Raw genomic sequence first — 26,619 nt, 5'->3', positions numbered from 1 at the left:
TTCAGTCCTTCCCGTTGAAGTCAGTGGCCTTGCGGCCGGGGTTTTGCCCGTAAAGAGCGAGAAACTGCTGGGTGGCACGCGCCGCGTCGGTTTCGATGGTGGCTTCGGTCAGACGCAGGCCAATCACCGAGCAGGAGACGGATCTGCACGTCGCGCGCGACCAGCCCGAAAAAAGTACGAAAGGCGGTCTCGGCATCCTCGAAAACAAGAAGCCCTGCCCGCCTTCCGGCATCGAGCACCGGCTTCAGACGCTTGGCGAGTGCAAAGCGGCCGTTTTCGAGAACGATGGCGCCAAGGTTATCCTTGCCTGAACCAGCATGACTGACCGCAACGCGGTTCAGCGCGATCGACGTGTCACTGGCAATCACCTTCAGCCAATCCCGTGCGTAGCCTTCCAGGCTTTCCACCAGGGAAATCAGATCGGGATTACCCTGGTCGACCGGAGTGACCCGCACTTTCGACGCCTGCCAGCGCACGGTCGCGGTGAGCAACCCGTCGCGATCGCCGAACCATTTGTAGAGTGTTTCCTTGGAGCAGGAGGCGCGCCGCGCCACCGTCGTCATGGAAAGGTTGTCGCCCTCTTCGACGAGAAGCCGCAAAACGGTGTCCAGCACGTCCTTCTGGCGATCGGTCAGCGCGTCGGGTTGCGCATTCTGCGCCTCCGCTCCGCCCTGATTGGTTTCCGTTTCCATCGCCGACTATTACCGTACCGTACGTTACGGTTCGGCTTTAACAACAGGAACCTGCCCCGTCAATCCCGCTCGAACAAAATTGCGTGCTCCGGATATCGGACCATGGCTCGACGCAAGACCCACCCGTTGACGGATCACCATGCCGGATAGGCACGGTCTGCTGCAATCGCTCGCCGAGAATGGTCCGCCCGAAAGGCCTGAACGAGGTCGGGTTCCGTGGCACGCAGGATTCGCCGCTCGGTAGTCCCGTGTCGGGGACGCCTATCGTATCCTCACCTTCTCGGCGAGGAAATCGAGAAAGGCACGCACGCGTGCCGGCAGCACGCCACCTTGTCCGACATAGACGGCATGGATCGGCTCGACTTCACCGGGGCTATAGTCTTCGAGCAGCGGCACGAGACGACCGGCGGCGAGGTCTTCTTCCATGTGAAAGCGAGCCGTGCGGGCAATGCCGACACCGGCAAGCGCCAGACGCCTCATGGTGTCGCCGTCGCTGACCAGTGCGTTGCCCTGCGGAGTGATGCGTATCACCTGCCTGTTTTCGTCGAGAAACGGCCAGCCTTCGATCAGCCGGGAAAAGCCGAAGCCGAGCAGATTGTGATCGGCGAGATCGGCCGGCGTTTTCGGCGTGCCTGCGCGTTCCAGATAGGCAGGCGAAGCCACCACGATTGCCTTGCTCTCCCCGAGCTTGCGGGCAATCAGGCTGGAATTGGCAAGCGGACCGACGCGGATCGCCACGTCGGCGTGTTCCTGCAGCAGATCCACCACCACGTCGGAAACGACGAGGTCGAGCACGATCTCAGGATAGCGCACCAGGAACTCCGGTACGATCGGAGTAAGCATCCATTGCGAGAAGGCGGTGTTGCAATTGACCCGCAAGCGCCCCCGCGGCACCGCACCCGCGGCGGCCTCGCGTTCGGCGCTGTCGACATCAGCCAGGATGCGCACGCAACGCTCGTAGAAAATGCTGCCTTCGGCAGTCAGCGCCAACTTGCGGGTAGACCGGTTGAACAGGCGGGCACCAAGTCTCACCTCCAGCCGCGCGATCAGCTTGCTGACAGCGGAAGGCGAGAGCCTGAGCGCCCTGGCCGCCGGCGAAAAGCCGCATAAGCCCACCACGCGCACAAACACATCCATTTCGCCGAGGCGGTTGGTGTCGATGCGGGAGGACGCCATCTTTTTGTGAAATCAGTTCATGAATGGTTTGCTTGACGGCAAGCTAGTTCATGACAGCCAACCTGTCCATTTTGCAGTGCCCCAGCATAAACAAGGCCCTGTCACGATCCTGCCTTCGCAGCAGTCAGGCCAAGCCTGGTCCAGTCCTGTTCGGTCAAGCCGATCAACCGGAACGGGTCGACCATCGTTCCGGCCACCATCGAGCCCAGCAGTTGCGGCATGGGCGGCATGCGAGCCGCGATGGCGACCAGCCGGTCGCGCATGAACGGCAGAAACACCGAATCCGACTGGTAGAAGGGCGTGAACATCAGGGAAAGCATCTGGAAGATGCGCACGTGACGCCGCCGTGTGCTGGCATAAGACGCGAGTGCATCCTCGATGTGGCTGCTCGTCTTCAGCGCGTGGTTCAACGCAGCGGCATCGAGCAACGCCATATTGGCGCCCTGACCAAGCTGCGGGCTCGTTGAATGCGCGGCGTCACCGATGACGGCCAACCGCCGCCCAGTTGGGCGCTTAAGGGTATGGTGGCCATACCGAGCGAGCGTCAGCTGGTCGAAACTGTCGATCTGCACGAGGTAGGATGCGCACTCCGGCCACAACGCAAGCACCCGCTCCTTCCATGCCTCCAGCCCTCTCGCTTGTATAACCTCGGCCTCGGCCGGCTTGAGGCTCCAGAAGAAAGCCGCCATCTTCTCGCCGCCAAGGCTTGAGCGACCGATCGGCAACACGCCAATCATGACCGAGGCACGATCATAGCGCTGGGTGAGTGCGTGTTCGTCGAAGCCCTCGCCGCGCCAGCCGAGAGAAGCCCAGAACGCACCATAGGCGAGCGGACGCGGTTCCGCCGGCGTCGCAGCATGGTGCCGCAACTTCGAGCGGGAGCCGGAAGCATCGACAATCAGGTCGAAGGGGCCGATCCTGCGCCCGTTGTCTCCAACCAGGTGGGCCCGCTGATCAATTTCCAGCGTTGCCAGCTCGACGCCGGTCTCGATGCCGATGTTGGCATCGTCCACCGCACGATGGAGCACGCCGAACAGAGCCGCGCGATGCACGGCGAGGCCGAAGCGTCCACCCGGCCGGGCGTTGTAACGCACATCGAGTACCGTGCGGCCGCTCGCGGCGTCGGCGCCGTGCAGGCGTTCAATGCGGTTGCCAAGCGCAAGGATGGCATCCAGCAGGCCGAGATCGGCAAGCACTGTCAGCCCCGTCGGCTGCAGGATCAGGCCGGAGCCGACAGGCGACGGCTCCCTGAAGCGCTCGAAGATGGTGACGCGGTGACCCGCGCGATGAAGATAAAGCGCCGCGGCGAGCCCTGCCGGACCGCTACCGGCGATCGCAATGTCGAGAGGCAAACCCATGCGTGGCTACAGCGTCTTGGAGAACCAGTCGGCGGTCTTGGCAATGACCGGCTCGACGCCGCTGCTGAAGAAGCTGAGCGCATGGTAGATGTGATCTTCGCCCGGCAGCACCAGGGCCTCCTTGGGATTTGCCGCCGAAGACGCCACGAAAGGCTCGACATAGGCTCCAGAAAAATCGGCATCGCCAGCGATGGCGAGATAGGCGCCGCGATAACGGGCAATGGCCGGTGCGAGCGGGAACCGGTCGAGGCTATCGAAGAAATCCTTCTTCAACACCAGTTGGTGATCGCCGAAGTCGATGACGGCGACCCCCCTGCTGGCAGCCTTGTCGAAAGCCGTTTGGCCAACGTCACCCACCATGTCCTTGTGGAAATCGCCGACCGACGACCAGGTCGCCAGCGACTTGACGGTAGCCGGCAGACGGTCCGCGGCCAGGATGGCAATGCCGCCGCCAAGGCTGAATCCGAGCACGCCCAACCGCGCCGCATCGATGCGTTGATTGCCCTTCAGGAAGGCGAGACCGCTCAGTGCATCCTGCAGCTGGCTGTCGACCGTCAGGTCTTCTGCATTGCCGTTGCTTTCGCCGAAGCCGCGGAAATCGACGCGCATCGAGCCGATACCTGTGGCGGCAAGAGCCTCCGCCTCGCGCTTGTATATGGAAGCAACCTCATCGCGGCTGCCGGCAAAGCCGTGCAGCATCAACACCGCAGGCACCCTGCCGGCGCCATCCGGCAGGTTGAGCGTACCCACGATGCCGTTTTCCAAAGTCACCACCGTTTCACCGGCGATGGCGTTGAATGGCCAGACGGCCGTGACGATAACGCCAACCAGAACCGCACAGCGTTTGAACAAGGCGTGCATGGTAACCCTCGTGGAAACACGACCGAGAGTTGTCGCTCCGGCTGCGACTGTCAACGCGGTGATCCGTCGCCCCGATGTCTTAGGCTGGATGATCGACTGCGCCTACTGATCGCGGCCCTGAAGGCCGCGACATCGGTCACGGCCTGACCATCCTTAGATCGTCACCTGCGTACCGACTTCGACGACACGACCTGTCGGGATCTGGAAGTATTCGGTCGCGTCGGCGGCGGTACGCGCCAGGCCGATGAACAGCCTGTCCTGCCACAACGGCATGCCCGAATTTGGCGAAGCCTTCAGCGACCGACGCGACAGGAAGAACGACGTCGTCATGATATCGAACTTCCAGCCCTGCTTGCGGCATATCGCCAGCGCCTTCGGGATGTTGGGCTGCTCCATGTAGCCGAAGGTCAACGAAACCCGCATGAACAGCTCGTTGATGGCCTCCATCTTGACGCGTTCGCTGTCAGGCACGACCGGTTGCGGCGCCGTCACCACAGACAGGATGACGTTCTGCTCGTGCAGCACCTTGTAGTGCTTGAGGCTGTGCATGAGCGCGGTCGGCGCACTCAGCGGATCGCTGGTCAGAAACACGGCCGTACCGGCAACCACCTGCGGCTTTTTCTTCAGCAGATTGCCGGCGAGGAAATCGAGCGGGATCTCGTTGCGGCGCGTCTTTTCGAAGAGATAGCGACTGCCGCGCACCCAGGTCCACATCACCAGCACCACCGAGAATGCAACAGCAAGCGAAGCCCAGCCGCCTTCGAACACCTTGACGATGTTGGAGACGAAGAAGCCGACATCGATGAACGCAAATAGCGCCGTCAGCGCCACGGCGACACCGAGGTGCCATTTCCAGATACGCGTCATGATCACGAACAGCAGTACGGTCGTGACCAGCATGTTGCCGGTCACGGAAATACCATAGGCTGAGGCCAGCGAGCTCGACTGCTGGAAGCCGACAACCAGCAACATGACCACGATCGCCAGGATGAAATTCACGCGCGGCATGTAGATCTGGCCAGACTGTTTCTCGGACGTATGCTGGATCTCAAGACGCGGCAGCATGTTGAGCTGCACGGCCTGGCGGGTCAGCGAAAAAGCACCCGAAATCACCGCCTGGCTGGCGATGACGGTCGCGGCGGTCGCAAGCACCACCATCGGGATCAGCGCCCAGCCTTCGTTCATTTCGAAGAACGGATGGCCAATTTCTCCACCTCGCGCCAGCACATAGGCAGCCTGCCCGGCGTAATTGAGCAGCAGACTGGGAAAGACGACCCAGAGCCAGGCAAGCACAATCGGCTTGCGGCCAAAATGACCGAGGTCGGCATAAAGCGCTTCCGCGCCCGTCACCGCCAGGAAGATCGCACCCACGGTGACGAAGGCAACGCCCGGTGAATTGATGAGGAAATGCACGATGTAATACGGATTGATCGCCAGCAGGACTTCCGGATCATCGATGATGTGGACGATGCCGGAAACACCAATGGCAAGGAACCAGAGTGCGGTGATCGGCCCGAAGATCAGGGCAACGCTGCCGGTGCCGAACCGCTGCACCGAAAACAGGATCGCCAGGATCACCAGCGTCAGCGGCACGACATAGGGATCAAACGCCGGGGTGACCACCTTCATGCCTTCGACGGCCGACAGCACCGAGATTGCCGGCGTGATGACGGCATCGCCGTAGAACAGCGAAGCACCGACCATGCCGATGCCAAGCACGATTGCAGAGCGCTTCTGAAACGTGGCGCGCGCCAGCGCCATCAGCGACAGTGTGCCGCCCTCGCCGCGGTTGTCGGCGCGCAGCACGAACATGATGTATTTGATGGTGACGATGATGGTCAGCGCCCAGATCACCAGTGACAGGACGCCGAGCACATCCTCGCGCTTGGACAGTTCGCTGCCGGATGCAGCGACCAGCGCTTCGCGGAAAGCATAGATCGGGCTCGTACCGATGTCGCCATAGACGACACCGAGAGCGCCCAGCATCAACACCTTGGTGCTGTGCTGCTCAACCCCTGAATGCTCGGGCAGTTCGGTTCCTTCAGCCTCAGCGCCATGGTTGGCAGCGGCCATCGGTGACACTCCGTTTCAAGCGCGCGGTGCTCTACGCTTGCCGCAATGCAATATCAAGTGCCCCGGCGTCATGACGCTGACATTCGCGGGTTCGAACAAATCGCCTCTACCACCCGCACGCCTTCAGGAACCGCCCTATCGTGCCTGCCATGCCATACTCCAGCGCATCGGCTGTCAAGCCATGTCCGATCGAGACTTCCGCCAGCGCCGGGATGCGCTTCACCAAGGGCGGCAAATTGGACACCACCAGATCGTGTCCGGCATTGACCTGGAGCCCGGCAGCCATCGCCGCATCCGCCGTTTTTCCTAGCCTTTCCAATTCCTTGGCCGCTTTTTCCGAATCGGAATGGTAACCGCCGTAGGGGCCGGTATAGAGCTCGATGCGATCAGCACCGATATCACGCGCCACTGTTGCACCGGCGGGATCGGGATCAGAAAACAGGGAAACGCGGAAACCGCCCTTCTTCAGACGTCTGACGATGGGTTCAAGAAAATCAGCCTGCTCGACAAAGTTCCAGCCATGATCCGAGGTCGCCTGTGCAGGATCGTCCGGCACCAAAGTCACCTGCTCGGGCTGGTTCTTTTCCACAAGCTCGAGAAAATCCTCGGTCGGGTAACCTTCGATATTGAACTCGGCCCGGGGGAACTCGTCGTCGATCAGCGCGCGAAGCTCCGGCAAATCGGCATGACGGGTATGACGTTCATCGGGCCGCGGATGCACGGTCAGGCCATGCGCACCGGCTGCAAGCGCAACGCGACCGAGACCCGTCACACTTGGCCAAGGCAGATCACGACGGTTGCGCAGCAACGCGATGGCATTGAGGTTCACGGAAAGCTTGGCGGGCATGGTCGGCCTTGAGGCGGTTGCGGGCGGCAGAACCTATAGCCCAGCGCTGGCGAAACCAACATCCTTTTCGGCTGTTCCAGCCTTCCGCTTTCGATTGCGTGCTCGGGCTGGATAGGCAAGATGAGCAGCATCTCAAGGATTCCCATGCCGACACTGCGCATTCTCGATTCGCTTTCCGATCCCGGCAACGCGGCTCGCCGCAATGAGGATATCGCCGGTGGCAACGCCGCTTGCGCTTTCGTCATCGATGGCGCCACGGGGCTCGGCGGCAAGCCCCTGCTCGACGCCACGTCTGACGCCGCTTGGCTTGCTGTCTTTGCGGCACAGGCTTTCGAAGCGGAAATCCACATGACCAACCCGATCGCCGATGTGGTCCGCAACGTGAACATGCGTGTCCGACAAAGAATCGTCGAAGTCGCCGCCGGGGACACGTTGGAAACCTGGGCTCTGCCGACAGCGAGCTTTCAACTGGTGCGCATGGAAGGCCGGGAATTGGCTGTCTACGGTCTCGGCGATTGCCGGCTGTTCCTGGCTGGCGCGGATGGCACGGCGTTCGAGACCAACGGAGACTACAGCAAGGCGGAAAGCGAAGGTGCGCGCCGCGCCGTGGCACAAGCTGGCGGCCTGGCCGCCTGGCGCTCGCTTGCCGAGGAGCCTGTGGTGCGTGAAGCCCTGCGTCGGTCGCGGGCGCGCCACAACCAGCCCGGCGGCGCAGTGTGGACGCTGGGCAGCGCGCCGGACGCCGCCGCCCATCTTTCCATCCGCCGGTTCGGCCCTGCCCTGCCGGCACGCGGACTTTTGTGCACTGACGGTTTTTCCGCTCTGGCAGACAAATATGGGCGATATGACGGCGCCGGATTGATCCGGACCGCCGGAGAACACGGTCTGCACGAGTTGATGAAAGAGCTGCGCCGCATCGAACGCGACGAGGATCCCGACGGGCAGCAATATCCACGCTTCAAGGTAAGCGACGATGCAACGGCAGTGTTATTCGAAATCGTTGCCTGGCTAGCGTGAGGTGGCCGCACGTCGGTCCTCAGGTCAGCGCACAACCGTCAGTCGCTCTGCAGCACGGGTGATGGCTGTATAAAGCCAGCGCTGACGTGTCTCTTTGAAGGCGAAGCTCTCATCGAACAGCACGACCTCGTTCCACTGCGAACCCTGCGCCTTGTGCACGGTAAGCGCATAACCGAAGTCGAAATCGTCGAAGCGTTTCTTCTGCTGCCAGGAAATCTCCTCTTCCGGATTCTCGAAAGCCGCCTTGAGCAGTTTGATCTTGGCGACTCCGCGATCGGGATCGTCCTCTTCCGGCGAGACCAGCAGGTTGATACCCGGCTTCACCGTCTCGCGCGAAGATGTCATCACCTTCCATAGAGAACCGTTGAGCAGCCCCTTCGCCGGATCGTTGCGCAGGCAGACCAGCTTGTCGCCGGCCTGTGGGTAGTCTGCGGTAAAACCCTTCAGTTCGCGCAGGCGCTGGTTATAGCGCCGCCTGGTCTGATTGCGTCCGACCAGCACCTGATCGGCCTTCAACACCAGATCCTGGTTGACCTCCTCGCGGCCGATGACCTGGGCGGCGCCATAATCACCACGCATGAACTCACGCCCCTCGCGCACGTCGAGTGCCAGTCGGATGATCGGGTTGTCGCGCGCCTGGCGATGGATCTCCGTGAGCAGATAGTCCGGTTCATGCTCGGTGAAGAAGCCGCCACCGGAGATTGGCGGCAGCTGCGCCGGATCGCCCAGCACCAGCACCGGCGTACCGAAGGACAGCAGATCGCGTCCGAGCTGCTCGTCCACCATCGAGCACTCGTCGATGATGACCAGAGCCGCCTTGGCGATCGGGCTCTGGCGGTTGAGCGAAAAGGTCGGGTTTATCGAGGTCTTGCCGGTGGTTTCGTCCTCCACGGCCTCTTCGCCGCGCGGGCGATAGATCAGCGAATGGATGGTGCGGGCATTGACCGCTCCCTTTGAACGGAGCACCTGCGCGGCCTTGCCGGTGAAAGCCGCGAACTGCACCTGGCCATCGACATGCTCGGCAAAATAACGCGCCAGCGTCGTCTTGCCGGTGCCCGCATAGCCGAACAGACGAAAGACCTGCGGCTGGCCGACTTTCAGCCAGCGTGCAACCGCCTTCAGCGCCTCATCCTGTTGGGGTGAAAGTTCCATGGCCGAGACAAAGGAGATTCTGTCGCCGACGGCAAGACCCCATTGGTCACATAGCTGCCACCGGAGACTACTTTGCCAGTCTCTCGAAAGCCTTCACGGTTTCGCGCAGCCCCCGGTCGCGCAGCTTGTCCGTGCGCAGCACCATGGCCAGAGTACGCGAAAGCGGCGGCGACAGCTGCCTGATGCCGAAACGCCTGGCGTCCCGCTCGTTGTCCACGGCCTGTCGGGGAAGGATCGCACAGCCAAGCCCCGCCGCCACCAGTTCCTTGATTGCCTCGACGCTGCCCAGCGACATCGCAGGCTTCATGCGGATACCCGCCGCCGCGAACCAGCCCTCGACGAGACGGTAGGCATTGCCGCCGGTCTCGAACAATACGAGTTGCAAGGCGGAAAGGGTTTCGGGTGTCGTTTCGACCGGTATCGGCGCGCCGGAGGCAAAAACCGCGACGAATTCGTCCTCGACCAGAGGCCTGATGTCGAGCGAACGGCCGGAGACCGGCAAGGTCACGAGTCCGATGTCGATACGGTTTTCCTGCACGGCCTCGACGATCGCCGCCGCATTGCCGGTGTTCACCGTGATCTCCATTGTGGGAAAGCGTTCCCGCAACGCTTTCAACGCCGGTGGCAGCAGATGAATGCTGGCCGTGGCGCCGGTGCCGATGCGAACACGGCCAGGCTGGTTGCTGGCATGACCCGCCATCGCGTCCAGCGCGGCATCTGCCGCGGCACCAATACGTTCGGCGTGCAAGGAAAGCTCGATGCCCGCTGCCGTCGGCTGTGCCTTGCGACCTATGCGCTCGATCAGCCTCACCCCAAGCCGTCTCTCCAGCTCCCGCACTTGCAGGCTGATCGCAGGTTGCGTCAGCCCCTGTTTTCGAGCGGCGGCCGAAAAGCTGCCCAGTTCGACAACATCGAGAAGGGTTTGCAATTGGTCCAGATTTAACCCGCGCATGCAAAGAAATTCTAATGCTTTGTATCAGCTATGCAAGAATTCCTTTGCAGGCTGCATCCCGCGATCATAGCGAACCACACCAGCCGGGATCGCCATGCCAGTCTGCACCATCATCCTCGAACTGCTGCGTTATCTCGCCCAGTCTCCATCGTCGCGGCTACGCCAGCGCGCGGCGCTGCGCGAGCTGGACGCGCATCTGTTGACGGATCTGGCGCTGACGAAGCGACAAGCGAGCGAGGCGCGCCTGTCAGCCGGGCAGCCGACGGGAAAAGCGCCCAACTGTACCGCACCGGGTGACCCGCTATCATACAGACATGCGTGTCTTGATTCTGGGTGGCAGCGGATTGATAGGCTCGGCCGTGACGCTAGCGCTGGCGCGGCGCGGTCACGAACTCGTGGCGATCGGGCGTGATATCGTTGCCCCATCGCGACGCATGCCAGGTGTCGATTGGCGCAAGGCAGACATCGCCCGCCTTTCCAATGCCGAAGCCTGGCTACCCTTGCTCAAGGGAATGGATGCCGTCGTCAATTGCGCAGGCGCTTTGCAAGACGGAGCTCGCGACGATGTAAAGGCATTGCAGGAAACCGCAATGCTCGCCCTTTACGATGCTTCGGTGAGGTCCGGCATCAAACTTGTGGTGCAGATCTCGGCTCGGACCGACGGGATCGCTGCAGCAACAGAATTTCTTGCCACCAAGCGAGAAGCTGACGAAGCACTGACACGGTCCGGTTTACCGTTCGTCATCCTGCGACCCGCGCTCGTCATCGGCCGCAATTGTTACGGCGGTTCATCGCTGCTGCGAGCGTTGGCCGCCTTTCCACTTGTAACACCGCTGGTGAATGCAGACGCACCGATCGAGGTGACTGCGCTGGACGATGTCACTCTCGCCGTGATCCTGGCGCTGGAGAACGGTATTCCTGCCGGCCGCGATCTGCATGTCGCCGCACCGCAGACCTTCACGCTGGCAGAGATCGTAGCGCGACACCGGGCGTGGCTTGGCCTGCCGACTGCATCTGTCCTGGCTGTCCCGATATTTGTTGCATCGGCGGTGTCGCGCCTGGCCGATGGGCTCGGCTGGCTTGGATGGCGCTCGCCCTTGCGATCGACAGCGATGGTCGCCGCGTCTGGTGGGGTGACCAGCACCGGCGACGTGAATTTGCCCTTCATCCCCAAAACGCTCGACGAAACCCTCCACGCCCAGCCCGCTGGAGCTCAGGATCTATGGTTCGCTCGGCTCTATCTCCTGAAGCCGCTGGTCATAGGCACGCTGTCACTGTTCTGGTTCGTCTCGGGCGTGGTGTCACTAACCCTTTTCGATGCCTCCAGCGCTCATCTGACAAAAGTGGGTGTTCCTCTGGCGGGCGCTATGCTGCTCACCCTCGCGACCAGTCTTGCGGATATCGGGCTGGGGCTGGCTGCCGCCGCGCGACGCACGGTTCGCCCGGCTCTGCTTGGCATGATCGGCCTCTCGCTGTGTTATCTCGCGACTGCGTCCATGCTGGCACCTTCGCTCTGGCTCGACCCGCTCGGCGTTCTGGTGAAGGTCATTCCGCAGATCGTTCTGGCGGTTGTCGCGCTCGCCATCATCGAGGAACGCTGAGCAATGGTGGATCTTCTGCGGCTCGCCCATGTGCTTGGCGCCACGGTGCTGTTTGGCACGGGCCTGGGCATCGCATTCTTCATGGTCGTCGCGCACCGCAGCCTCAGGCCGGATTTGATTGCCCATGTCGCAGGCACGGTCGTCATAGCCGATACGATCTTCACGGCAACAGCTGTCATCCTGCAGCCAGTCACCGGCGCCCTTCTGGCCTACCAGCTCGGCTGGTCGCTTTCCGAAGGCTGGATCGTTCTCTCTCTGGTTCTTTATGTCGTCACCGGACTATTCTGGTTACCGGTGGTGGTCATCCAAATTCGCTTGCGCGATCTCGCGCGGGAGGCTGCAGAGGCAGCGAGCCCGCTGCCCGAACGGTATTACCGTCTCTATCGAATCTGGTTCGCTTTCGGCTGGCCGGCCTTCGCCTGCGTTCTCGCCATATTCTGGCTCATGCTGACGAAACCATCGATCGCCTGGTTTTGACCAAGGCAATCCAGCCGAGACAAAAAGGCCGGATCTTTCCTCCGGCCTCTTCTTTTCAGGGAGCCAGCCGCTACTTTTTGGCGTGCAGGGCGATGTGCTGCGCAAACGCCTTGCCGAATGCGATGAGGAAATCCTTGGTGCCCTGGTTGGTCAGATTGCCGGCCTCGTCGAACAAGCTGGCAGCTCCACCGATATAGGCTTCCGGCTGTCCCATCACCGGCATGTTGAGGAAGGCGAGCGACTGGCGCAGGTGATGGTTGGAGCCGAAGCCGCCGATAGCACCGATCGAGGTGGAGATGATCGCCGCCGGCTTGCCGTTCAATGCACCCTGGCCGTAGGGGCGCGAGGCGACGTCGACAGCATTCTTCAACACGCCCGGAACAGAACGGTTGTATTCGGCGGTTGCAAACAGCACGGCATCGGCATCGGCGATGTGTTTGCGGAAGGCCACCCAGTCGGCCGGCGGGTTGGTGTCGAGGTCCTGATTGTAGAAGGAAACGGCGCCGATATCGAGGAAGTCGAATTCAAGACCCGGCGTCAGTGCAGCAAGCGCCTTGGCGATCTTGCGGTTGAAGGAGTCCTTGCGCAGGCTGCCGACGAGTACGGCCACTTTGGTCATGGAAATATCCCTTGAGACAATGGTTAGAGACGCTCCCAACGCCGGAAGCCGCCAGATATCCCTGGTGGCCATGTGATCCCCTCGGCCGGCGCCAAGCGGTCGCCGAATAGTTCATATCACCTGATGCGGCAATTCAATGTTTTGAGAACAGTGCGTCACCTGTTCGGCGGTGACCTGCTGCCCTTTGTCGAAAAGCGACGGATGCGCAGCCCCTCCGAAGCGGAGAGATAGTGAATATTGGGGAAGACTGGAAAGCGGTGACGGTTCCAGACCGCACGCCGGACAAAGGAAAGCCCGTCTGCTACTTTTGTAGGCATATGCCTGCAGACGGGCCCGCCCCCGCACGATGAATCATCCCCGTACGCATAGAGCAAGGAAGACGATATCGCTTTGATCGGGCAAAGGAATTGTACTTTGTGGCAATGCCCTTACGAAAGCGCATGCCGCCAAGCGTAAGCGTTGCGCTACTCTGGCCTTGCCGCCTCGCTCGAAAGGCTGGCCGCCACCCCGCGCAGGCCCGGCATGCCGAGCGCAGCAAGCGCGCATGACGACAGCAAAGCCGAACAGGCGACCAACACGGCGGTCGCACCGAAAGTGTCCAACGCCACCCCGGCAATGAGGGCTGCCACCGGCGCGCCCAGCAGCACAAGGCTCAGCGAGATGCCGATGACGTTGGCGCGCAGGTCCTTCGGCACACTCGATTGCAACAGGGTCGCAAAGACCGGCGACAGCGGGCCGGCGGCAACGCCCAGCATGGCGCCCGAGGCGATCATGATCGGTACCGACCGGCCAAACAGCAGCAGGGCGACGCCAGCGGCGAGCCCGGCAAAGGCGGTAGAAAAGATGCCACGCAGCGACGGTGCCTGGCTGGCGAAGGCCAGGGCGACATTGGAGGCGATCGCGCCGGCGGCGGCCGCAGACAAGAACATGCCGAGCAATGCAGCCGACCTGCCTTCCGTGCGCAGGATCGCCGGCAGGGCAATGCCTTCGACCGCGACGAAGATGCTCGTACCGATGCCAGCCAGGATCAGCGCCGAACGCAGCGTCGGCTGGCCGAAGATGAAGCTGAGCCCAGCTTTCATCTGGCCGAGCGTCGAGCCGGCGATGCGGCGCAGCCGGAAGCGCGGCACACTGACGGCGACCAGAATGGCGGCCAGAAGATTGATGGCAGCGATAACCCACAACAAAACCGTCGTGCTGGCGACGGCGACCAGGAAAGCCGCGATCGCCGGCCCGGCGATCGCCGCGCCGTTGTCGACGAGGTCGTCTATGGCGTTGGCGCGGATCAGGGGCAGACGCGCCAGCCTGGCGATCTCGGGCACACGCGCCTCGATTGCGATGCCGCCCGGCCCGTCGAGAATGGCGCCGAGCAAGGCAAGGCTTGCCAGCAGTCCAATGGTAAGCAGGCCGGCATCATACGCTGCGGCCGCGGCGATGGCGGCAGCAGTCCCCATCGCCACCGAAAGCAGCGCCATCCGGCGGATACCGACCTTCTCGGCGACGATGCCGCCCAAGGCCGAGCCGAAGATGGCCGGAAACAGCGTCAGCGCCGCGATGATGCCCATCCAGCTGGCATTGCCCGAGAGGTCGTAGACCAGCCAGGGATAGACCACCGCGGTGATCGCGTTGGCGAGATTAACGGTGATGCTGGCAAATTGGAGCCCGGTATAAGGCCAGATCGTGCGCGCCAGCCGCAGTGCCTTTTGGTCGTCGGCCATGATGATGAACGTTTATTGTTTGTCCTGTGCGGCGGCGTCATGCTTCGGCGCCTTCTCGGGCACGAAATAGAGCAGCCAGATCAGCCAGGAGAGGTAGATGTATTCCCAGGCGCTGGCCTGCCCGCTGAAGGCCGCCATCACGTCGGGAAGCTTGTAAAGGCCGATGAAGCCGAGAAAACCCAGCCACCAGCGTTTCTGCATCTGCATCGTCGTTTCTTTCCAAAACCGGATGCGACTTGCGGCTTTTCCAATGCCGGAAGCCGCCTTGATCGCCGACTTCAGCTCGTCGGCGCCGCGCCTGGCCGCAGGAAGCGCGTGATCAGGAGTCGCAGCATCGGCCGCTGCTCCAAGGGGTTGAAACCGGGGTCGATGGCAACCCGGCTGAAGACGCCGTCGATGAGTGCCGCGATCCAACGGGCACTGTCGGCAGGGTCAAGCGACGGATCGACCTGGCCCCGGGCGGCAGCATTGCGCAACAGCGTGTTCAGCGCCGTCTGCAATTCGTTGTCGTTCTTGGTGACAAGCTTGCCGATCCCTTCGTCACGCATTGCCTCGGCCGCGATCTCGAGCGCCAGCTTGAGATAGGTCGGGTCGGAAGCGAGCTCGAGCACGATGTCCATGAAGTCGAGCAGTTCGGCAAACAGGTCCGCCGACTGAATGGTGCCCTCGAAATAGTCGGCGGTCTGGCGTCGCTCCTCCTCCACGATGGCGGCGATGATCGCCTGCTTGTTCGGGAAATAATAGAAAAGATTGCCGGGGCTCATGCCGGCTTCGGCGCAGATTTCCGCGGTCGAGGTACGGTGGAATCCCTTGCGCGCGAAACAGGCGACCGCCGCCTGTAAAATCTGCTGGCGCTTCGCTTCATGCCTCTCGGGATCAACCTTGCGCATTCCGCCTCAATTCCGCCTTTTTATTTCTAGACTACTCAGTCTAATAAATAGCGACATGGGCCATGTCAATGCCGAAATTAGCACATTTCGGCGTCTTGACACCCTATAGAGTCGTTTATTAGATCGACTAGTCTAATAAATAAGTGAGCGCGGCGGGGGACGCCGCAGATATAGGCGACAGTACCCATGCGTTACGTTTCTCGCTTTGTTCGGGCAGCGGTGGCATCTCTTTTCATCGGCGCAGCAGGCATCGGATCGCTGCAGGCCGAAGGCGCCGCGGCAGCCACGGCCGATTTCTCACAGCGCACCGTTTCCACCTTCATCGCGGAACGGCAGCCTGCCGAATGGACCTTGACCTTCACCGGGGTGCTGGTGGCGCGCGACGAGATCGCCGTGGGAACCGCCCTGCAGGACCAGCGCATCGCCGCGGTCGAAGTGGAAGTCGGCGAACACGTCAAGGCCGGCCAGGTGCTGGTCAGGCTGGAAACGGCGATGCTGGAAAACAAGCTACGCGAATCGGACGGTCGTGTGGCGCGCAGCAAGGCCTCCCTTGCCCAGCAGGAAGCAACGCTGGCGCAGACCCAGTCGGCACTCGATCGTGCCGAACGGCTGCAAATGACCCGAACCATCTCACAGCAGACTTATGAGGACCGCGCTTCCGCCGTTGCAGTGGCCAAACAGGCTGTTGCCGTGCAGCGGGCGGAGAATGCCGAAGCGCAGGCGCAGCGTGCCGAAGCGGAGCGGCAACTCGAGCGCGCCGTCGTCCGCGCGCCCGCCGACGGCGTGGTCTCCGAGCGCCTGGCGCGTGCCGGTGCGCAGGCCGGTGCTGAACCGTTGATCCGCCTTATCCGCGACGGCGCGGTCGAATTCGCCGCCGAGGTTCCGGAAGCCGATCTGCCGGCGCTCGCCATCGGTCAGCCCGTCAAGGTGAGGCTCGCCGGCCGTACCGGAGAGATCGACGGCAAGGTGCGCATCGTTGCCCCGAAGATAGATCGCGAGACCCGACTGGGATCGGCACAAGTCACGCTCGACACCAGGGAGCCACTGTTTGTAGGCGCCTTCGGCAAGGCCGAAGTGATCTTCGCCAGGCGCGAGGCCATCGTCGTGGCCGACAGTGCGCTGGTCTACGGCCGTGGGACCGACGATTGCGCTGTGTTTGTCGTCAATGACGGCCGCGTGCAGCGCCGACCGGTCGAAACCGGCCTGCGCAAGAGCGGCAAGGTCGAGATCCGCGCCGGTCTTGAGCCCGGCGAACGCATCGTCGCCAAGGCCGGCGCGGCCCTGCGCGAAGGCGACGCCGTCACGGTCGTCGACCTGGTGCAGGCCGGCAGCGTGAAGAAATGACAGGCCCCGAAAATCGGAACCGATTTTCGGAAGGACCACCGAGTATGAAAAATGCACACTAGCAATATCTCTGCCTGGGCGATCCGCAAGCCGGTCCCTACCATCGTCCTGTTCATCGTGCTGACCTTTGCGGGTCTCGCCGCCTTCATGCGGCTGCCGATCAACGCCAATCCCAATGTCAGCTTCCCGATCGTCACAGTGACGGTGACGCAGTCGAGTGCTGCCCCGGCGGAGCTGGAGACGCAGGTCACCCGACGCGTCGAAGGCGCGGCGTCGGGCCTTGCCGGCGTCAACCACATCAAGTCGACCGTCACCACCGGTTCCTCGGTCACCGAGGTCGAGTTCAAGATCGGCGTCGATCCCGACCGCGCCACCAACGATGTGCGCGAGGCAGTCCAGCAGATCCGCTCGGATCTGCCGCAATCGATCCAGGAACCGGTGATCTCGCGCGTCGACGTCGACGGCAGCGCCATCCTCTACTACACGGTCAAGGCGCCGCGCATGACGCCGGTCGAACTGTCCTGGTTCGTCGACGACACCATCAACCGCGAGTTGCTCGCGGTCAGCGGCGTCCAGAAAGTGCAGCGGCTGGGCGGCGTCAACCGTGAGATCCGGGTCTCGCTCGACCCCGACAAGATGCTGGCACTCGGCGTGACCGCCGATCAGGTCAATGCGGCGCTGCGTGACAACAACGCCAATATTCCCGGCGGCCGCGGCACCATCGGCGGGCGCGAGCAATCCATCCGCGCGCTCGGCAGCGTCAAGACGGTGGAAGAGCTGGCGCAGCTCTCCCTGCCGCTGCCAGACAGGCGCTGGGTGAAACTGGCAGACATCGCGACCGTCACCGACGGCGCGGCAGAGCCCCGCTTCTTCGCACGACAGGACGGCGAATCCACCGTCGGCTTCTCGGTCTCGCGCGGCAAGGGCTACAGCGACACCACCGTTGCCGACGCGGCCCGCGCGCGTATCGCCGAAATCCAGGCCCGCTCGCCGGATATCGAGATCAAGGAGCTGATCTCGACCGTGCAATATACGATGGAAAGCTACGACGCCGCCTCGACCGCGCTGGTGGAAGGCGCGGTGCTGACGGTCATCGTGGTGTTCCTTTTCCTGCGCAACTGGCGCGCCACCATGATCTCGGCGCTGGCAATGCCGCTGTCCATCCTGCCCACCTTCGCGGCGATGGACCTGCTCGGCTTCACACTGAACTCGATCAGTCTGCTGGCGCTGACGCTGGTGATCGGCATCCTCGTCGACGACGCCATCGTCGAGATCGAGAACATCGAGCGCCACATCCATATGGGCAAGCGACCCTATCTCGCTTCGATCGAGGCGGCCGACGCCATTGGCCTGGCGGTGGTTGCGACGACATTGACCATCGTTGCAATCTTCGCTCCGGTGAGCTTCATCGGTGGCGCCGTCGGACAGTATTTCAAGCAGTTCGGCCTGACTGTCGCCATTGCCGTGCTGTTCTCGCTGCTGGTCGCCCGCCTGCTGACGCCACTGATGGCCGCCTATCTGATGCAGCCGGCGAAACAGGTCGACCATGACGCGGAACCGTCAAGGATTTCGACCGTCTACACTGCGCTGCTCGCCTGGACGCTCGACCACCGCAAGACCGCGCTGGCGATCGTAGCGGTGATCTTCGCAGGTTCGATCGGACTGCTCACCATGCTGCCGACCGGCTTCCTGCCGACCAGCGACGGCAACCTGTCGCAGGTCAAGGTGACGCTGCCGCCCGGCACCCGGCTCACCGAGACCGAAGGTGTGACCGACGGCATCGTCAAGCAGCTTCTGGCCCGGCCGGAAGTGGAGACGGTGCTGGTCACCTCCGAAAACGTCAACCAGGCCAACTTCCTGATCCGTTTGACACCGCGCAGCGAACGCAACGAAGACCGCAAGGGCTTCGAGGCAGTGGTGCGGCCGATCTTTGCATTGACCCCGGACATCCAGTTCACCTTCCTCTCGGATGGCGGCGGCAAGGAGGTCACGATCAACCTGGTAGGCGAGGACGCGCAGGTGCTGTCGGATGCGGCACGCAAGCTCGAAACTGAGATGCGCGGCCTGCCCCAACTGGCCAACGTGCTGTCGAGCGAGCCGCCGCTGGCACCCGAACTGCTGGTGAAACCGCGGCCGGACGAGGCGGCGCGCCTTGGCGTGTCATCGATGACGCTCGGCACCGTCGCCCGCATCGCCACACTGGGCGAGATCGATTCCGCCTCCGCGCAGTTCAACCTCGGCACCCGCCAGGTGCCGATCCGCGTGCTGCTGGACAGTTCCGCACGAGCCGACCTGGAAGCGCTGCGCAAGCTGCGCGTCGGCACCTCCGGCGGCAAGATGGTTCCGCTCACGTCGGTGGCGGACATCTCCTTCGGCGCCGAGGAAGGCCAGATCGAGCGGCTCGACCGCAGGCGCCAGGTGGCCATCGAAGCCAACCTCGACAACAAGGCCACGCTCGGCACCGCAATGGAGGCGATCAAGCAGTTGCCGGCCTACAAGCAGTTGCCGGCCGGCGTCAGCCTCAAGGAATATGGCGACACCGAAGCCATGACCGAGATGTTCCGCAACTTCGCGCTGGCGGTGCTGGCGGGCGTGCTGATGGTGACCGCGGTGCTGGTTCTGCTGTTCAAGGACTTCCTGCAGCCGGTGACGATCCTGATCGCGCTGCCGCTGTCGCTGGGCGGCGCCGCTCTGGCGCTGATCATCGCGGGTTCGGCGCTCGACCTGTCGTCGGTCATCGGCATCCTGATGCTGATGGGCATCGTCGGCAAGAACTCGATCCTGCTGGTCGACTACGCGATCGAAGCCAGGCGCGAGGGGCTCGACCGGCGCACCGCGCTGATGAAGGCCGGCACCACCCGCGCGCGGCCGATCATCATGACGACGATCGCCATGGTGGCAGGCATGATCCCGGCAGCTATCGGTGTTGGCGCCGATGCCGGCTTCCGCGCGCCGATGGCGATTGCGGTGATCGGCGGCCTCATCACATCGACGCTGCTGTCGCTGGTGTTCGTACCGGTGATGTTCACCGTCATGGACGACCTGAACGGCTGGCTGGCGCGCAGGCTGCGGCCGCTGACTTCCGTCACCGACGCCGATCGCGCCGCCGGAGAACTGCTTGCGGCAAAGCAGGCAGAGATGCCGAACCCCTAAGCTCCAGCTTGGGTTTGGCCGGGCGCGGGGGGGTAATCACCACCCCTGCGCCCCTTTTTGGTTTGCGCACTCTATCCAAGGGAAGCGAAGAGCCGCGATAACCAGGGGATCATAGCTTGCCATAGGCTGTTTTCGCATTGGCAATCAGAGCCGCGATCTCGGGATCTGGCTTTGATGGATCAAAGAACTGATCGCGGATCGGCGGACCGTTGATCTCTCGCCACGTATTCAGATCATCACGCAGCCGCCATTGCGGGCCCTGCAGCGAATATCCGCTCGAAGCACTCGGCATGAAGTCAACGATAACGACCTCCCGCAGATCAACGAAGCGGAGACCAACAAGATCGGCCTTTTCACATTTGGTCCGCACCCCGTCATCGACCAGGAAGCCAAACGGGATAACGTCTGTTGCCTCGAACCAGCGTGGCAGATTCGACTGGAGGACAATGCTCTGCGCACAGGCGACTACTGTCCGGCCCCGCAGCGTCTGGATCCGATTCGGACCTGCCAATTCCGGGTGGATCGCTCCGCCGATATCCATGCAGGACAGGTCACAGGCCGGTCGCCGGTCGCGGATCTGACAGAAACTCATTTTTCGCGTCGAATTCGACTGCCCGTCTTCATGCACCATCTCGACGGGATGAACGCGAAGCCCGCTCGGAATATGATGCTCAAGAAGCCCGATCAATCTGTTTGAGGCGAGGAAGCCATCATAGATCGGATAGAAATCGAGATCGATCCGCCTCTCGCGTGACGTGTACCACAGCGGGCCGTCAAAGACGTAGCGAAACTCAGCCTCGCTCCAATGGTTATCGCGGGGCTCGCCATCGAGATCGGTATAGCGACGAAGCTGCACAGGGGCGAGACGCCCCCGCAGAAACGGCGCAACGCGACGGTCATGATCCGCGCTGTAGGTCAGGATGTGATAAAACATCAGCGTCCATCCACGCTCGCAATGCCGGGGTAGTCAGTACCCCTGCGCTTCCCCTGCAAGCGCGCGGCTGTCGATGGCGCCATTGTAGCGGGCGCCACCGCCCTTACGGATCTCGCCGAGACTGCGACCACCGATCAGGATGCCGGCCGCCTGGCCCGGGTCTTGCCCTCTTCGGCAATGTCGAGCTTGTAGCCCATGCCGGCGAGCAGCTTCTGAGTGTCCGGCGACAGGCCGCTGTGTTCGACATAAAGCGTGTCCGGCAGCCATTGATGATGGATGCGCGGCGCGTCGATCGCTTCCTGGATGTTCATGCCGTGGTCGATGACGTTGAGGATCGCCTGCAGTGTGATGGTGATGATGCGCGAGCCGCCAGGGCTGCCGATGACCATGAACGGTTTGCCGTCCTTGGCGACAACGGTCGGGCTCATCGAGGACAGCGGCGTCTTCTTCGGCGCGATCGCGTTCGCCTCGCCCTGCACCAGCCCGTAGAGATTGGGCACGCCTGGCTTCTGGGTGAAGTCGTCCATCTCGTTGTTGAGCAGGATGCCGGTGCCGTCGGCCACGACGCCGGCGCCGAAAGCGCCATTCAAAGTGTAGGTGACGGCAACGGCATTGCCGTCCTTGTCGATGATCGAATAATGCGTCGTTTCCTTGCTCTCGCCGAAACCTTCCGGCATCAGATCCTTGGAGACACCGGCACGGAACGGATCGATCTTGGCGCGGATGCCCGCCGCATAACCCTTGTCGAGCAGCTTATCGACCGGGTTCTGCACGAAGTCCGGATCGCCCAGCGCCGAGTTGCGATCGACATAGGCATAACGCATCGCCTCGGCCATCAGATGCACCGTGTCGGCAGACCCCGCGCCGAGATAGTCGAGCGGATAACCTTCGAGCACATTGAGGATTTCACAGATGATGACGCCACCGGAGCTTGGCGGCGGCGACGAGATGATCTCGTAGCCGCGATAGTTGCAGGTGATGGGGGCGAGTTCGCGAACCTTGTACTGTTCAAAATCAGCCTTGGCGAGGATGCCGCCCTTGGCGCTGCTGGCCGCGACGATGGCATCGGCGATGCCGCCCTTGTAGAAGGCATCGACGCCCTTGTCCGAAATGGTGGAAAGCGTCGCCGCCAGGTTCGGCTGAACGAGTTTCTCGCCGAGGCCGAACGGCTTCCCGTCCGGTTTCAGGAAGATCGCGGCAGCAGCCGGGTCCTTGCCTAGCCTTTCGGCGCCTGAGGCGAGAATTGTCGCATCGCCCTGCTCCATTGTGAAGCCGTCCCCGGCCAGCCGGATCGCCGCTGCCATCAGGTCGGAGCGCGGCAATGTGCCATATTTCTCGCGCGCCATTTCGAGACCAGCGACCGTGCCCGGCACGCCGACAGCCAGATAGCCGTCCAGGCTCGCGCCCTTGATCGGGTTGCCGTCCTTGTCGAGGTACATGGTCTTGGTGGCGGCCAGCGGCGCACGCTCGCGGAAATCGAGGAAGGTGGTCTTGCCGTCCTTGAAGCGGATGGTCATGAAGCCGCCGCCGCCGATATTGCCGGCGTACGGATAGGTGACGGCGAGCGCATAGCCGACGGCGACGGCCGCATCGACGGCATTGCCGCCCTTCTTCAGCACCTCGACACCGGCCTCGGTACCGAGGCGCTGGGCAGTGACGACCATGCCGTTTTCACCCTTGGCCGGTGCCGGTGAAGCAGCGATGGCGGACGCCAAGGGTGCGAAGGCAAGCGAAACAGCAAGGCTGACGGATATCAGCACATGGCGGATTGGTTGCATGACCATTCTCCAGAGATACCCCCGCCCCAGAGCAGTGATTCACGACGGGACCAATGACTCACCTCAAAACCGCTTCGACGCAAGGCGCCATGTGCAGGAAATAATCGGTACAACGGGCGCAGCAATCACGGTCAAGACCGCGCCATCAATTCGGCAGGTTTTCGAGGAGGAAACGGATTTCGTTGCCGCCCATCGCCTTGCCTGTGTCCTCGTCGCTGAAACCGGCGGCCAGCAGCGCGTCGGTGATCTGCACGAGCCCGGTGGTGTCGAACGGCATCGTGACGGCACCGTCGAAATCCGAGCCGAGCGCGACATGATCGATACCGGCCACATCGACGGTATGCTTGATCGCCCTTGCGACGGCGGTCGCATCCTTGCCGCAGACGGCGGTTTCCCAATAGCCGATGCCGATCAGCCCACCCTTGGCCGCCAGCGCCTTCAGTTGCTCGTCGGACAGGTTGCGGTTGTTGTCGCAGGTGCCTTTCACACCGGTGTGCGAGACGACAACGGGGCGCGTCGAGACGGCGAGCGCGTCATCGATCGTGGCCGACGAGGCATGTGCGAGATCGAGGATCATGCCCTTTTCCTCCATGCGGCGGATCATCTCGCGGCCCTTGTCGGTCAGCCCGCCCTTGTCGACGCCGTGTGCGGATCCGCCCATCTCGCTGTCGAAGAAATGCGCCGGCGACATCATGCGGAAGCCGGCGTCGAACAGCGCGTCGACATTGGCTGGATCGCCTTCCAGCACCTGTGCGCCCTCGATGGCGAGCAGGCCGGCGACAAGGCCGGACTCCACCTTGCGACGATCGAGGAAACGGCGCAGGTCACGCTTCGACCGGATGACGACGAAATGGCCGTCGGAGCGCGCCGCCATGTCGTTGAGCCTGGCGGCCTGGTAGAGCGCCCGCTGCTTGAGGCTGAAGATCGCGGAAATCGGCCAGCGCTGGCCGATGGCAAGCAGCGTGACATTGTCGGTCGAACCGTCATTGTGTTCGATGTTCAGGCCACGCGGCGACTTGCTGACCACGGCAAAGACCTGGAGGGCGACATTGCCCTCGTCCAGGCGCGGAATGTCGACCTGGCCACGGGTGCCACGCAGCAGCAGATCGCGGCCCCAGAGCAGTGGATCGGCGTGCAGATCGGCGACGGTCAGCGTCTCATGCAGCGCCTTGGCTCGGTCGGACGCGACATAGGGCGGCGGATTGATCACGCCGTTCATTGCCTGCTCGACACGTCCCGGCAGCACAAAGAAGAAAAAGCCGAGCCCGGCGGCGAGCAACAGCACCAGCACCACGAGAACAGACTTCCAGAAACGCCGCATCACCCCCCCGCCGCTACAAGCTCGCTGTACACTTTGCCAGGCGTTGCCCAGGCGGCGATCATTTCCCGGCAAAACCGGGAAGTCGAGGTGAAGGTCGGGCGACTGAGCGGTTCTCAACCGGTTTCGTAAAGCGCTTCGACGCCCCTGCCCGCCATGGCCGTAGCCTGTTCTGTTCCAGCCTAGCCCTTGTACAGCAGCCCCTGCGGGTCGATCTCCGGCTTGCGACCGGCGACGACATCGGCCAGGAAGGCACCCGAACCACAGGCCATCGTCCAGCCGACATGGCCGTGTCCGGTGTCCAGATAGAGGTTCTTGTATTTAGCGCGGCCGATGACTGGAACCGAATTCGGCATCATTGGCCTCAGACCCGACCACAGCTCGGCCTTGTTCTCGTCGAAGGCGCCCGGGAACAGATCCTTCGCCGTCCTGAACATGGCCGCGAAATCACGCGGCCGGTAAGAGCGGTCGAAACCGGTGAACTCGGCCGTCGAGGCGATGCGCAGACGGTTGCCGAGCCTCGAATAGGCGATCAGCTGGTCTTCGTCGGCGCCGCCCATAGTCGGCCCCTTGCTCTCGTCTTCCAGCGGCACCGTCGCGGTGTAGCCCTTGACCGGATAGACTGGCAGGTCGATGCCGTAGCGGCGGCCGAGCAGGCCGCTTTCCGGTCCCATCGAAATCACCACGGCGTCGCCGGAAACCGGCCCCTTGGAGGTCATCACATTGCGGACCGTATCGCCTTCGATGTCGAGCCCTTCGACATTCGCACCATAGAGGAACTTCACGCCGAGCCTTTCGACGGCGAAAGCGGCGAGGTTCTCGACGAACTGCCTGGAATCGCCGGTCTGGTCGATCGGCGAATAGACGCCGCCGGCAATCTTGTCCTTGGCGCCGGCAAGGCCGGGTTCGAGTTCGACCAGCCTGTTGCGGTCGACGATCTCGATCGGCAGGCCGTGCTTGGCCAGGAACTCGTAGTTGGACGTTCCGTGCTCAAGGCTTTTCTGGGTGCGGAAGAAATAGAGGATGCCGCGGCGACGCTCATCATAGCTGACACCCGTGAATTGCTGCAGCGCGTTGATGCAGTCACGCGAATAGAGCGCCAGCCGCAGCTTGACCTCGCTGTTGGCGCGCAGGCGTTCCTGCGTGCATTGCCGCAGGAACCGCAGGCTCCAGGCGAAAAAATAGGGATCGAAGCGCAACCGCACCTTGATGCCGAGATCATGATTATAGAGCGCCCGCAGGAAAGTCTTCAGCGCAGCTGGCGAAGCCCAGGCCGTCGCATCGCCAGGCGAGACAAGGCCAGCATTGGAATAGCTGGTGCCCCGCGCCGCCGTCTCGTGGCGCTCCACGACGGTAACCTCGTGGCCATCCCTGGCCAGGTAATAAGCCGCCGCCGTGCCGACAACGCCGGCGCCCAGAACCACAATCTTCAAAATCGTCTCCCCAAAAACCGACCAACGACCCGAAAAGTCTGCAACTTTCGGGTTCATGTCTGAGGCACCCACCTGCCGGCGGTCCTCTTAACGGCAATCGGCCGGCATTTCGAGCCTCGACCTGATGGTCCAGATGTTTGCGGAATTCAACCGCGGGCGGAGTTCTTGGTCGCCAGGATGCGCTCCCACGCGAGCGCATCGCGCACGATCAGCTCGAGATCGTCGCGGCGCGGCGTCCAGCCCAGTTCAGCCCGGGCAAGATCGGCATTGGCGATGACGGACGCAGCATCGCCGGGACGGCGCGCTCCCACGGTAACGGCAAAATCCATGCCGCTGACGCGACGCACGGCCTCGATCACCTCGAGCACCGAGTAGCCATGGCCATAGCCACAATTGGCGACGAGATTGCCCGCCCCCGCGCGCAGCCGCTGCAGGGCCAGCCGGTGCGCAGTGACAAGATCGCTGACATGGACGTAGTCGCGCAGGCAGGTTCCATCCGGGGTCGGATAGTCGTTGCCGAAAACCTCCAGCGACGGTCGCTTGCCGATCACCACCTCGGAAGCAACCTTGATCAGATGCGTCGCACGCGGCGAAGCCTGTCCGGTGCGGCCTTTGGCATCGGCGCCGGCGACGTTGAAATAGCGCAACGCCGAATAACGCAGACCGTAGGCGGCGGCGGCGTCGCGCAACATCCATTCGCTCATCAGCTTGGACAAGCCGTAGGGCGATTCCGGCATGGTGGCGGCGTCTTCCGTCACCGGCTCCAGCCGGCTGCCGCCATAGACCGCCGCAGTCGAGGAGAAAATGAAGTTCTGTACGCCGCCGCGAACCGCCGCCTCGACCAGCGAGCGGGTCTTGGAGGTATTGTTCTCATAATAGGCCAACGGATCGGCCACTGATTCCGGAACGATGATGGAACCCGCGAAATGAATGATGGAATCGATCCCGTGCTCGCGGATGATCCTGGCGACGAGGTCCTTGTCGGCGACATCCCCGACCACAAGCGTGGCTTCAGGTGCTACCGCCCAGTCGAAGCCGGTTGACAGCCGGTCAAGGACGACGACGTCCTCCTTGCCGGCATCGAGCAGTTCCCAGACCATATGGCTGCCGATGTAACCGGCACCCCCCGTCACCAACACGGCCATACGGCCCACTCCCCTCGAGAATCCGCAAACTGTCTCATCTGCTGGATTGTTGCAGACGCTAGCCGGAAAGCCTTAAGAAGC

20 protein-coding genes and 2 pseudogenes are annotated in these 26,619 nt (G+C 62.7%); 5 read left to right on the top strand and 17 right to left on the bottom strand.

Translation table 11 applies throughout. From position 1 onward, the window contains the following. Position 1 precedes the first annotated feature (1 nt). From ACFJIU_RS07655 to ACFJIU_RS07630, 6 genes and pseudogenes are all read right to left on the bottom strand, one after another. Positions 2–692, bottom strand: a pseudogene (locus tag ACFJIU_RS07655) (TetR/AcrR family transcriptional regulator). Positions 693–953: 261 nt separating this feature from the next. Then, positions 954–1,868: a LysR family transcriptional regulator gene (locus ACFJIU_RS07650; protein ID WP_379069514.1), complete on the bottom strand. Its 915-nt coding sequence runs from the start codon at positions 1,866–1,868 to the stop codon at positions 954–956. Positions 1,869–1,969: 101 nt separating this feature from the next. Beyond that, a complete protein-coding gene (locus tag ACFJIU_RS07645; protein ID WP_379069511.1) occupies positions 1,970–3,226 on the bottom strand; it encodes an FAD-dependent oxidoreductase in 1,257 nt (418 codons plus the stop codon). 6 nt (positions 3,227–3,232) lie between these two features. After that, positions 3,233–4,087 carry an alpha/beta hydrolase family protein gene (locus ACFJIU_RS07640; protein ID WP_379069508.1) on the bottom strand — a complete coding sequence of 285 codons (855 nt, stop codon included), beginning with the start codon at positions 4,085–4,087 and terminating at the stop codon, positions 3,233–3,235. A gap of 153 nt (positions 4,088–4,240) precedes the next feature. Continuing rightward, positions 4,241–6,160 carry a potassium transporter Kup gene (locus ACFJIU_RS07635; RefSeq protein ID WP_379069506.1) on the bottom strand — a complete coding sequence of 640 codons (1,920 nt, stop codon included), beginning with the start codon at positions 6,158–6,160 and terminating at the stop codon, positions 4,241–4,243. 106 nt (positions 6,161–6,266) lie between these two features. Next, positions 6,267–7,007 carry a pyridoxine 5'-phosphate synthase gene (locus tag ACFJIU_RS07630; RefSeq protein ID WP_379069503.1) on the bottom strand — a complete coding sequence of 247 codons (741 nt, stop codon included), beginning with the start codon at positions 7,005–7,007 and terminating at the stop codon, positions 6,267–6,269. A gap of 120 nt (positions 7,008–7,127) precedes the next feature. On the opposite strand from ACFJIU_RS07630, the gene ACFJIU_RS07625 reads away from it, so the two are divergent. Beyond that, on the top strand, positions 7,128–8,024 hold the full coding sequence (locus ACFJIU_RS07625) for a hypothetical protein (protein WP_379069500.1): 897 nt from the start codon (positions 7,128–7,130) through the stop codon (positions 8,022–8,024). Between the two features lie 24 nt (positions 8,025–8,048). Here the strand turns inward: ACFJIU_RS07625 and ACFJIU_RS07620 are convergent, their stop codons facing one another. Beyond that, entirely contained in the window at positions 8,049–9,176 is a 1,128-nt protein-coding gene (locus ACFJIU_RS07620; RefSeq protein ID WP_129414452.1) for an ATP-dependent RecD-like DNA helicase, read from the bottom strand. Between the two features lie 67 nt (positions 9,177–9,243). Continuing rightward, positions 9,244–10,128: a LysR family transcriptional regulator gene (locus tag ACFJIU_RS07615; RefSeq protein ID WP_379069497.1), complete on the bottom strand. Its 885-nt coding sequence runs from the start codon at positions 10,126–10,128 to the stop codon at positions 9,244–9,246. A gap of 314 nt (positions 10,129–10,442) precedes the next feature. On the opposite strand from ACFJIU_RS07615, the gene ACFJIU_RS07610 reads away from it, so the two are divergent. Both ACFJIU_RS07610 and ACFJIU_RS07605 read left to right on the top strand, forming a co-directional pair. Then, positions 10,443–11,729, top strand: coding sequence for an SDR family oxidoreductase (locus tag ACFJIU_RS07610; RefSeq protein ID WP_379069494.1), 1,287 nt, complete (start codon positions 10,443–10,445; stop codon positions 11,727–11,729). Positions 11,730–11,732: 3 nt separating this feature from the next. Beyond that, positions 11,733–12,206: a DUF2269 family protein gene (locus tag ACFJIU_RS07605; protein WP_379069491.1), complete on the top strand. Its 474-nt coding sequence runs from the start codon at positions 11,733–11,735 to the stop codon at positions 12,204–12,206. A 70-nt stretch (positions 12,207–12,276) separates the two neighbouring features. On the opposite strand, the gene ACFJIU_RS07600 is transcribed toward ACFJIU_RS07605, so the two are convergent. The 4 genes from ACFJIU_RS07600 to ACFJIU_RS07585 all read right to left on the bottom strand — a co-directional run bounded on the left by ACFJIU_RS07600 (position 12,277) and on the right by ACFJIU_RS07585 (position 15,433). Next, positions 12,277–12,825 (bottom strand): NADPH-dependent FMN reductase, encoded by a 549-nt coding sequence (locus tag ACFJIU_RS07600; RefSeq protein ID WP_379069488.1) that lies wholly within the window; start codon positions 12,823–12,825, stop codon positions 12,277–12,279. 464 nt (positions 12,826–13,289) lie between these two features. Beyond that, positions 13,290–14,543: an MFS transporter gene (locus ACFJIU_RS07595; RefSeq protein ID WP_379069485.1), complete on the bottom strand. Its 1,254-nt coding sequence runs from the start codon at positions 14,541–14,543 to the stop codon at positions 13,290–13,292. A gap of 12 nt (positions 14,544–14,555) precedes the next feature. Then, positions 14,556–14,750 carry a hypothetical protein gene (locus tag ACFJIU_RS07590; RefSeq protein ID WP_379069482.1) on the bottom strand — a complete coding sequence of 65 codons (195 nt, stop codon included), beginning with the start codon at positions 14,748–14,750 and terminating at the stop codon, positions 14,556–14,558. Positions 14,751–14,821: 71 nt separating this feature from the next. Next, positions 14,822–15,433, bottom strand: a complete 612-nt coding sequence (locus ACFJIU_RS07585) for a TetR/AcrR family transcriptional regulator (RefSeq protein WP_379069479.1) — start codon at positions 15,431–15,433, stop codon at positions 14,822–14,824. A gap of 186 nt (positions 15,434–15,619) precedes the next feature. On the opposite strand from ACFJIU_RS07585, the gene ACFJIU_RS07580 reads away from it, so the two are divergent. Together ACFJIU_RS07580 and ACFJIU_RS07575 are read left to right on the top strand one after the other, a co-directional pair. Then, positions 15,620–16,777 carry an efflux RND transporter periplasmic adaptor subunit gene (locus tag ACFJIU_RS07580; protein WP_379069476.1) on the top strand — a complete coding sequence of 386 codons (1,158 nt, stop codon included), beginning with the start codon at positions 15,620–15,622 and terminating at the stop codon, positions 16,775–16,777. A 51-nt stretch (positions 16,778–16,828) separates the two neighbouring features. Beyond that, entirely contained in the window at positions 16,829–19,930 is a 3,102-nt protein-coding gene (locus ACFJIU_RS07575) for an efflux RND transporter permease subunit (protein ID WP_379069474.1), read from the top strand. A gap of 109 nt (positions 19,931–20,039) precedes the next feature. On the opposite strand, the gene ACFJIU_RS07570 is transcribed toward ACFJIU_RS07575, so the two are convergent. From ACFJIU_RS07570 to galE, 5 genes and pseudogenes are all read right to left on the bottom strand, one after another. Then, positions 20,040–20,864: a hypothetical protein gene (locus ACFJIU_RS07570; protein WP_379069471.1), complete on the bottom strand. Its 825-nt coding sequence runs from the start codon at positions 20,862–20,864 to the stop codon at positions 20,040–20,042. A 33-nt stretch (positions 20,865–20,897) separates the two neighbouring features. Beyond that, positions 20,898–22,642, bottom strand: a pseudogene (ggt, locus tag ACFJIU_RS07565) (gamma-glutamyltransferase). Between the two features lie 145 nt (positions 22,643–22,787). Then, positions 22,788–23,963 (bottom strand): dipeptidase, encoded by a 1,176-nt coding sequence (locus tag ACFJIU_RS07560; RefSeq protein ID WP_379069468.1) that lies wholly within the window; start codon positions 23,961–23,963, stop codon positions 22,788–22,790. Positions 23,964–24,142: 179 nt separating this feature from the next. Then, a complete protein-coding gene (locus ACFJIU_RS07555; RefSeq protein ID WP_379069466.1) occupies positions 24,143–25,393 on the bottom strand; it encodes a D-amino acid dehydrogenase in 1,251 nt (416 codons plus the stop codon). Between the two features lie 146 nt (positions 25,394–25,539). After that, the gene (gene galE, locus ACFJIU_RS07550) at positions 25,540–26,538 is read right to left on the bottom strand and encodes a UDP-glucose 4-epimerase GalE (RefSeq protein ID WP_379069464.1); all 999 of its coding nucleotides are present in this window, start codon (positions 26,536–26,538) and stop codon (positions 25,540–25,542) included. Positions 26,539–26,619 lie beyond the last annotated feature (81 nt).

Origin of the sequence: Mesorhizobium sp. UC74_2, assembly GCF_042701485.1 — a bacterium.
GTDB lineage: Bacteria > Pseudomonadota > Alphaproteobacteria > Rhizobiales > Rhizobiaceae > Mesorhizobium.
The sequence above is the reverse complement of the archived record's forward strand: the minus strand, read 5'-3'. Positions and strand labels throughout refer to the sequence as shown.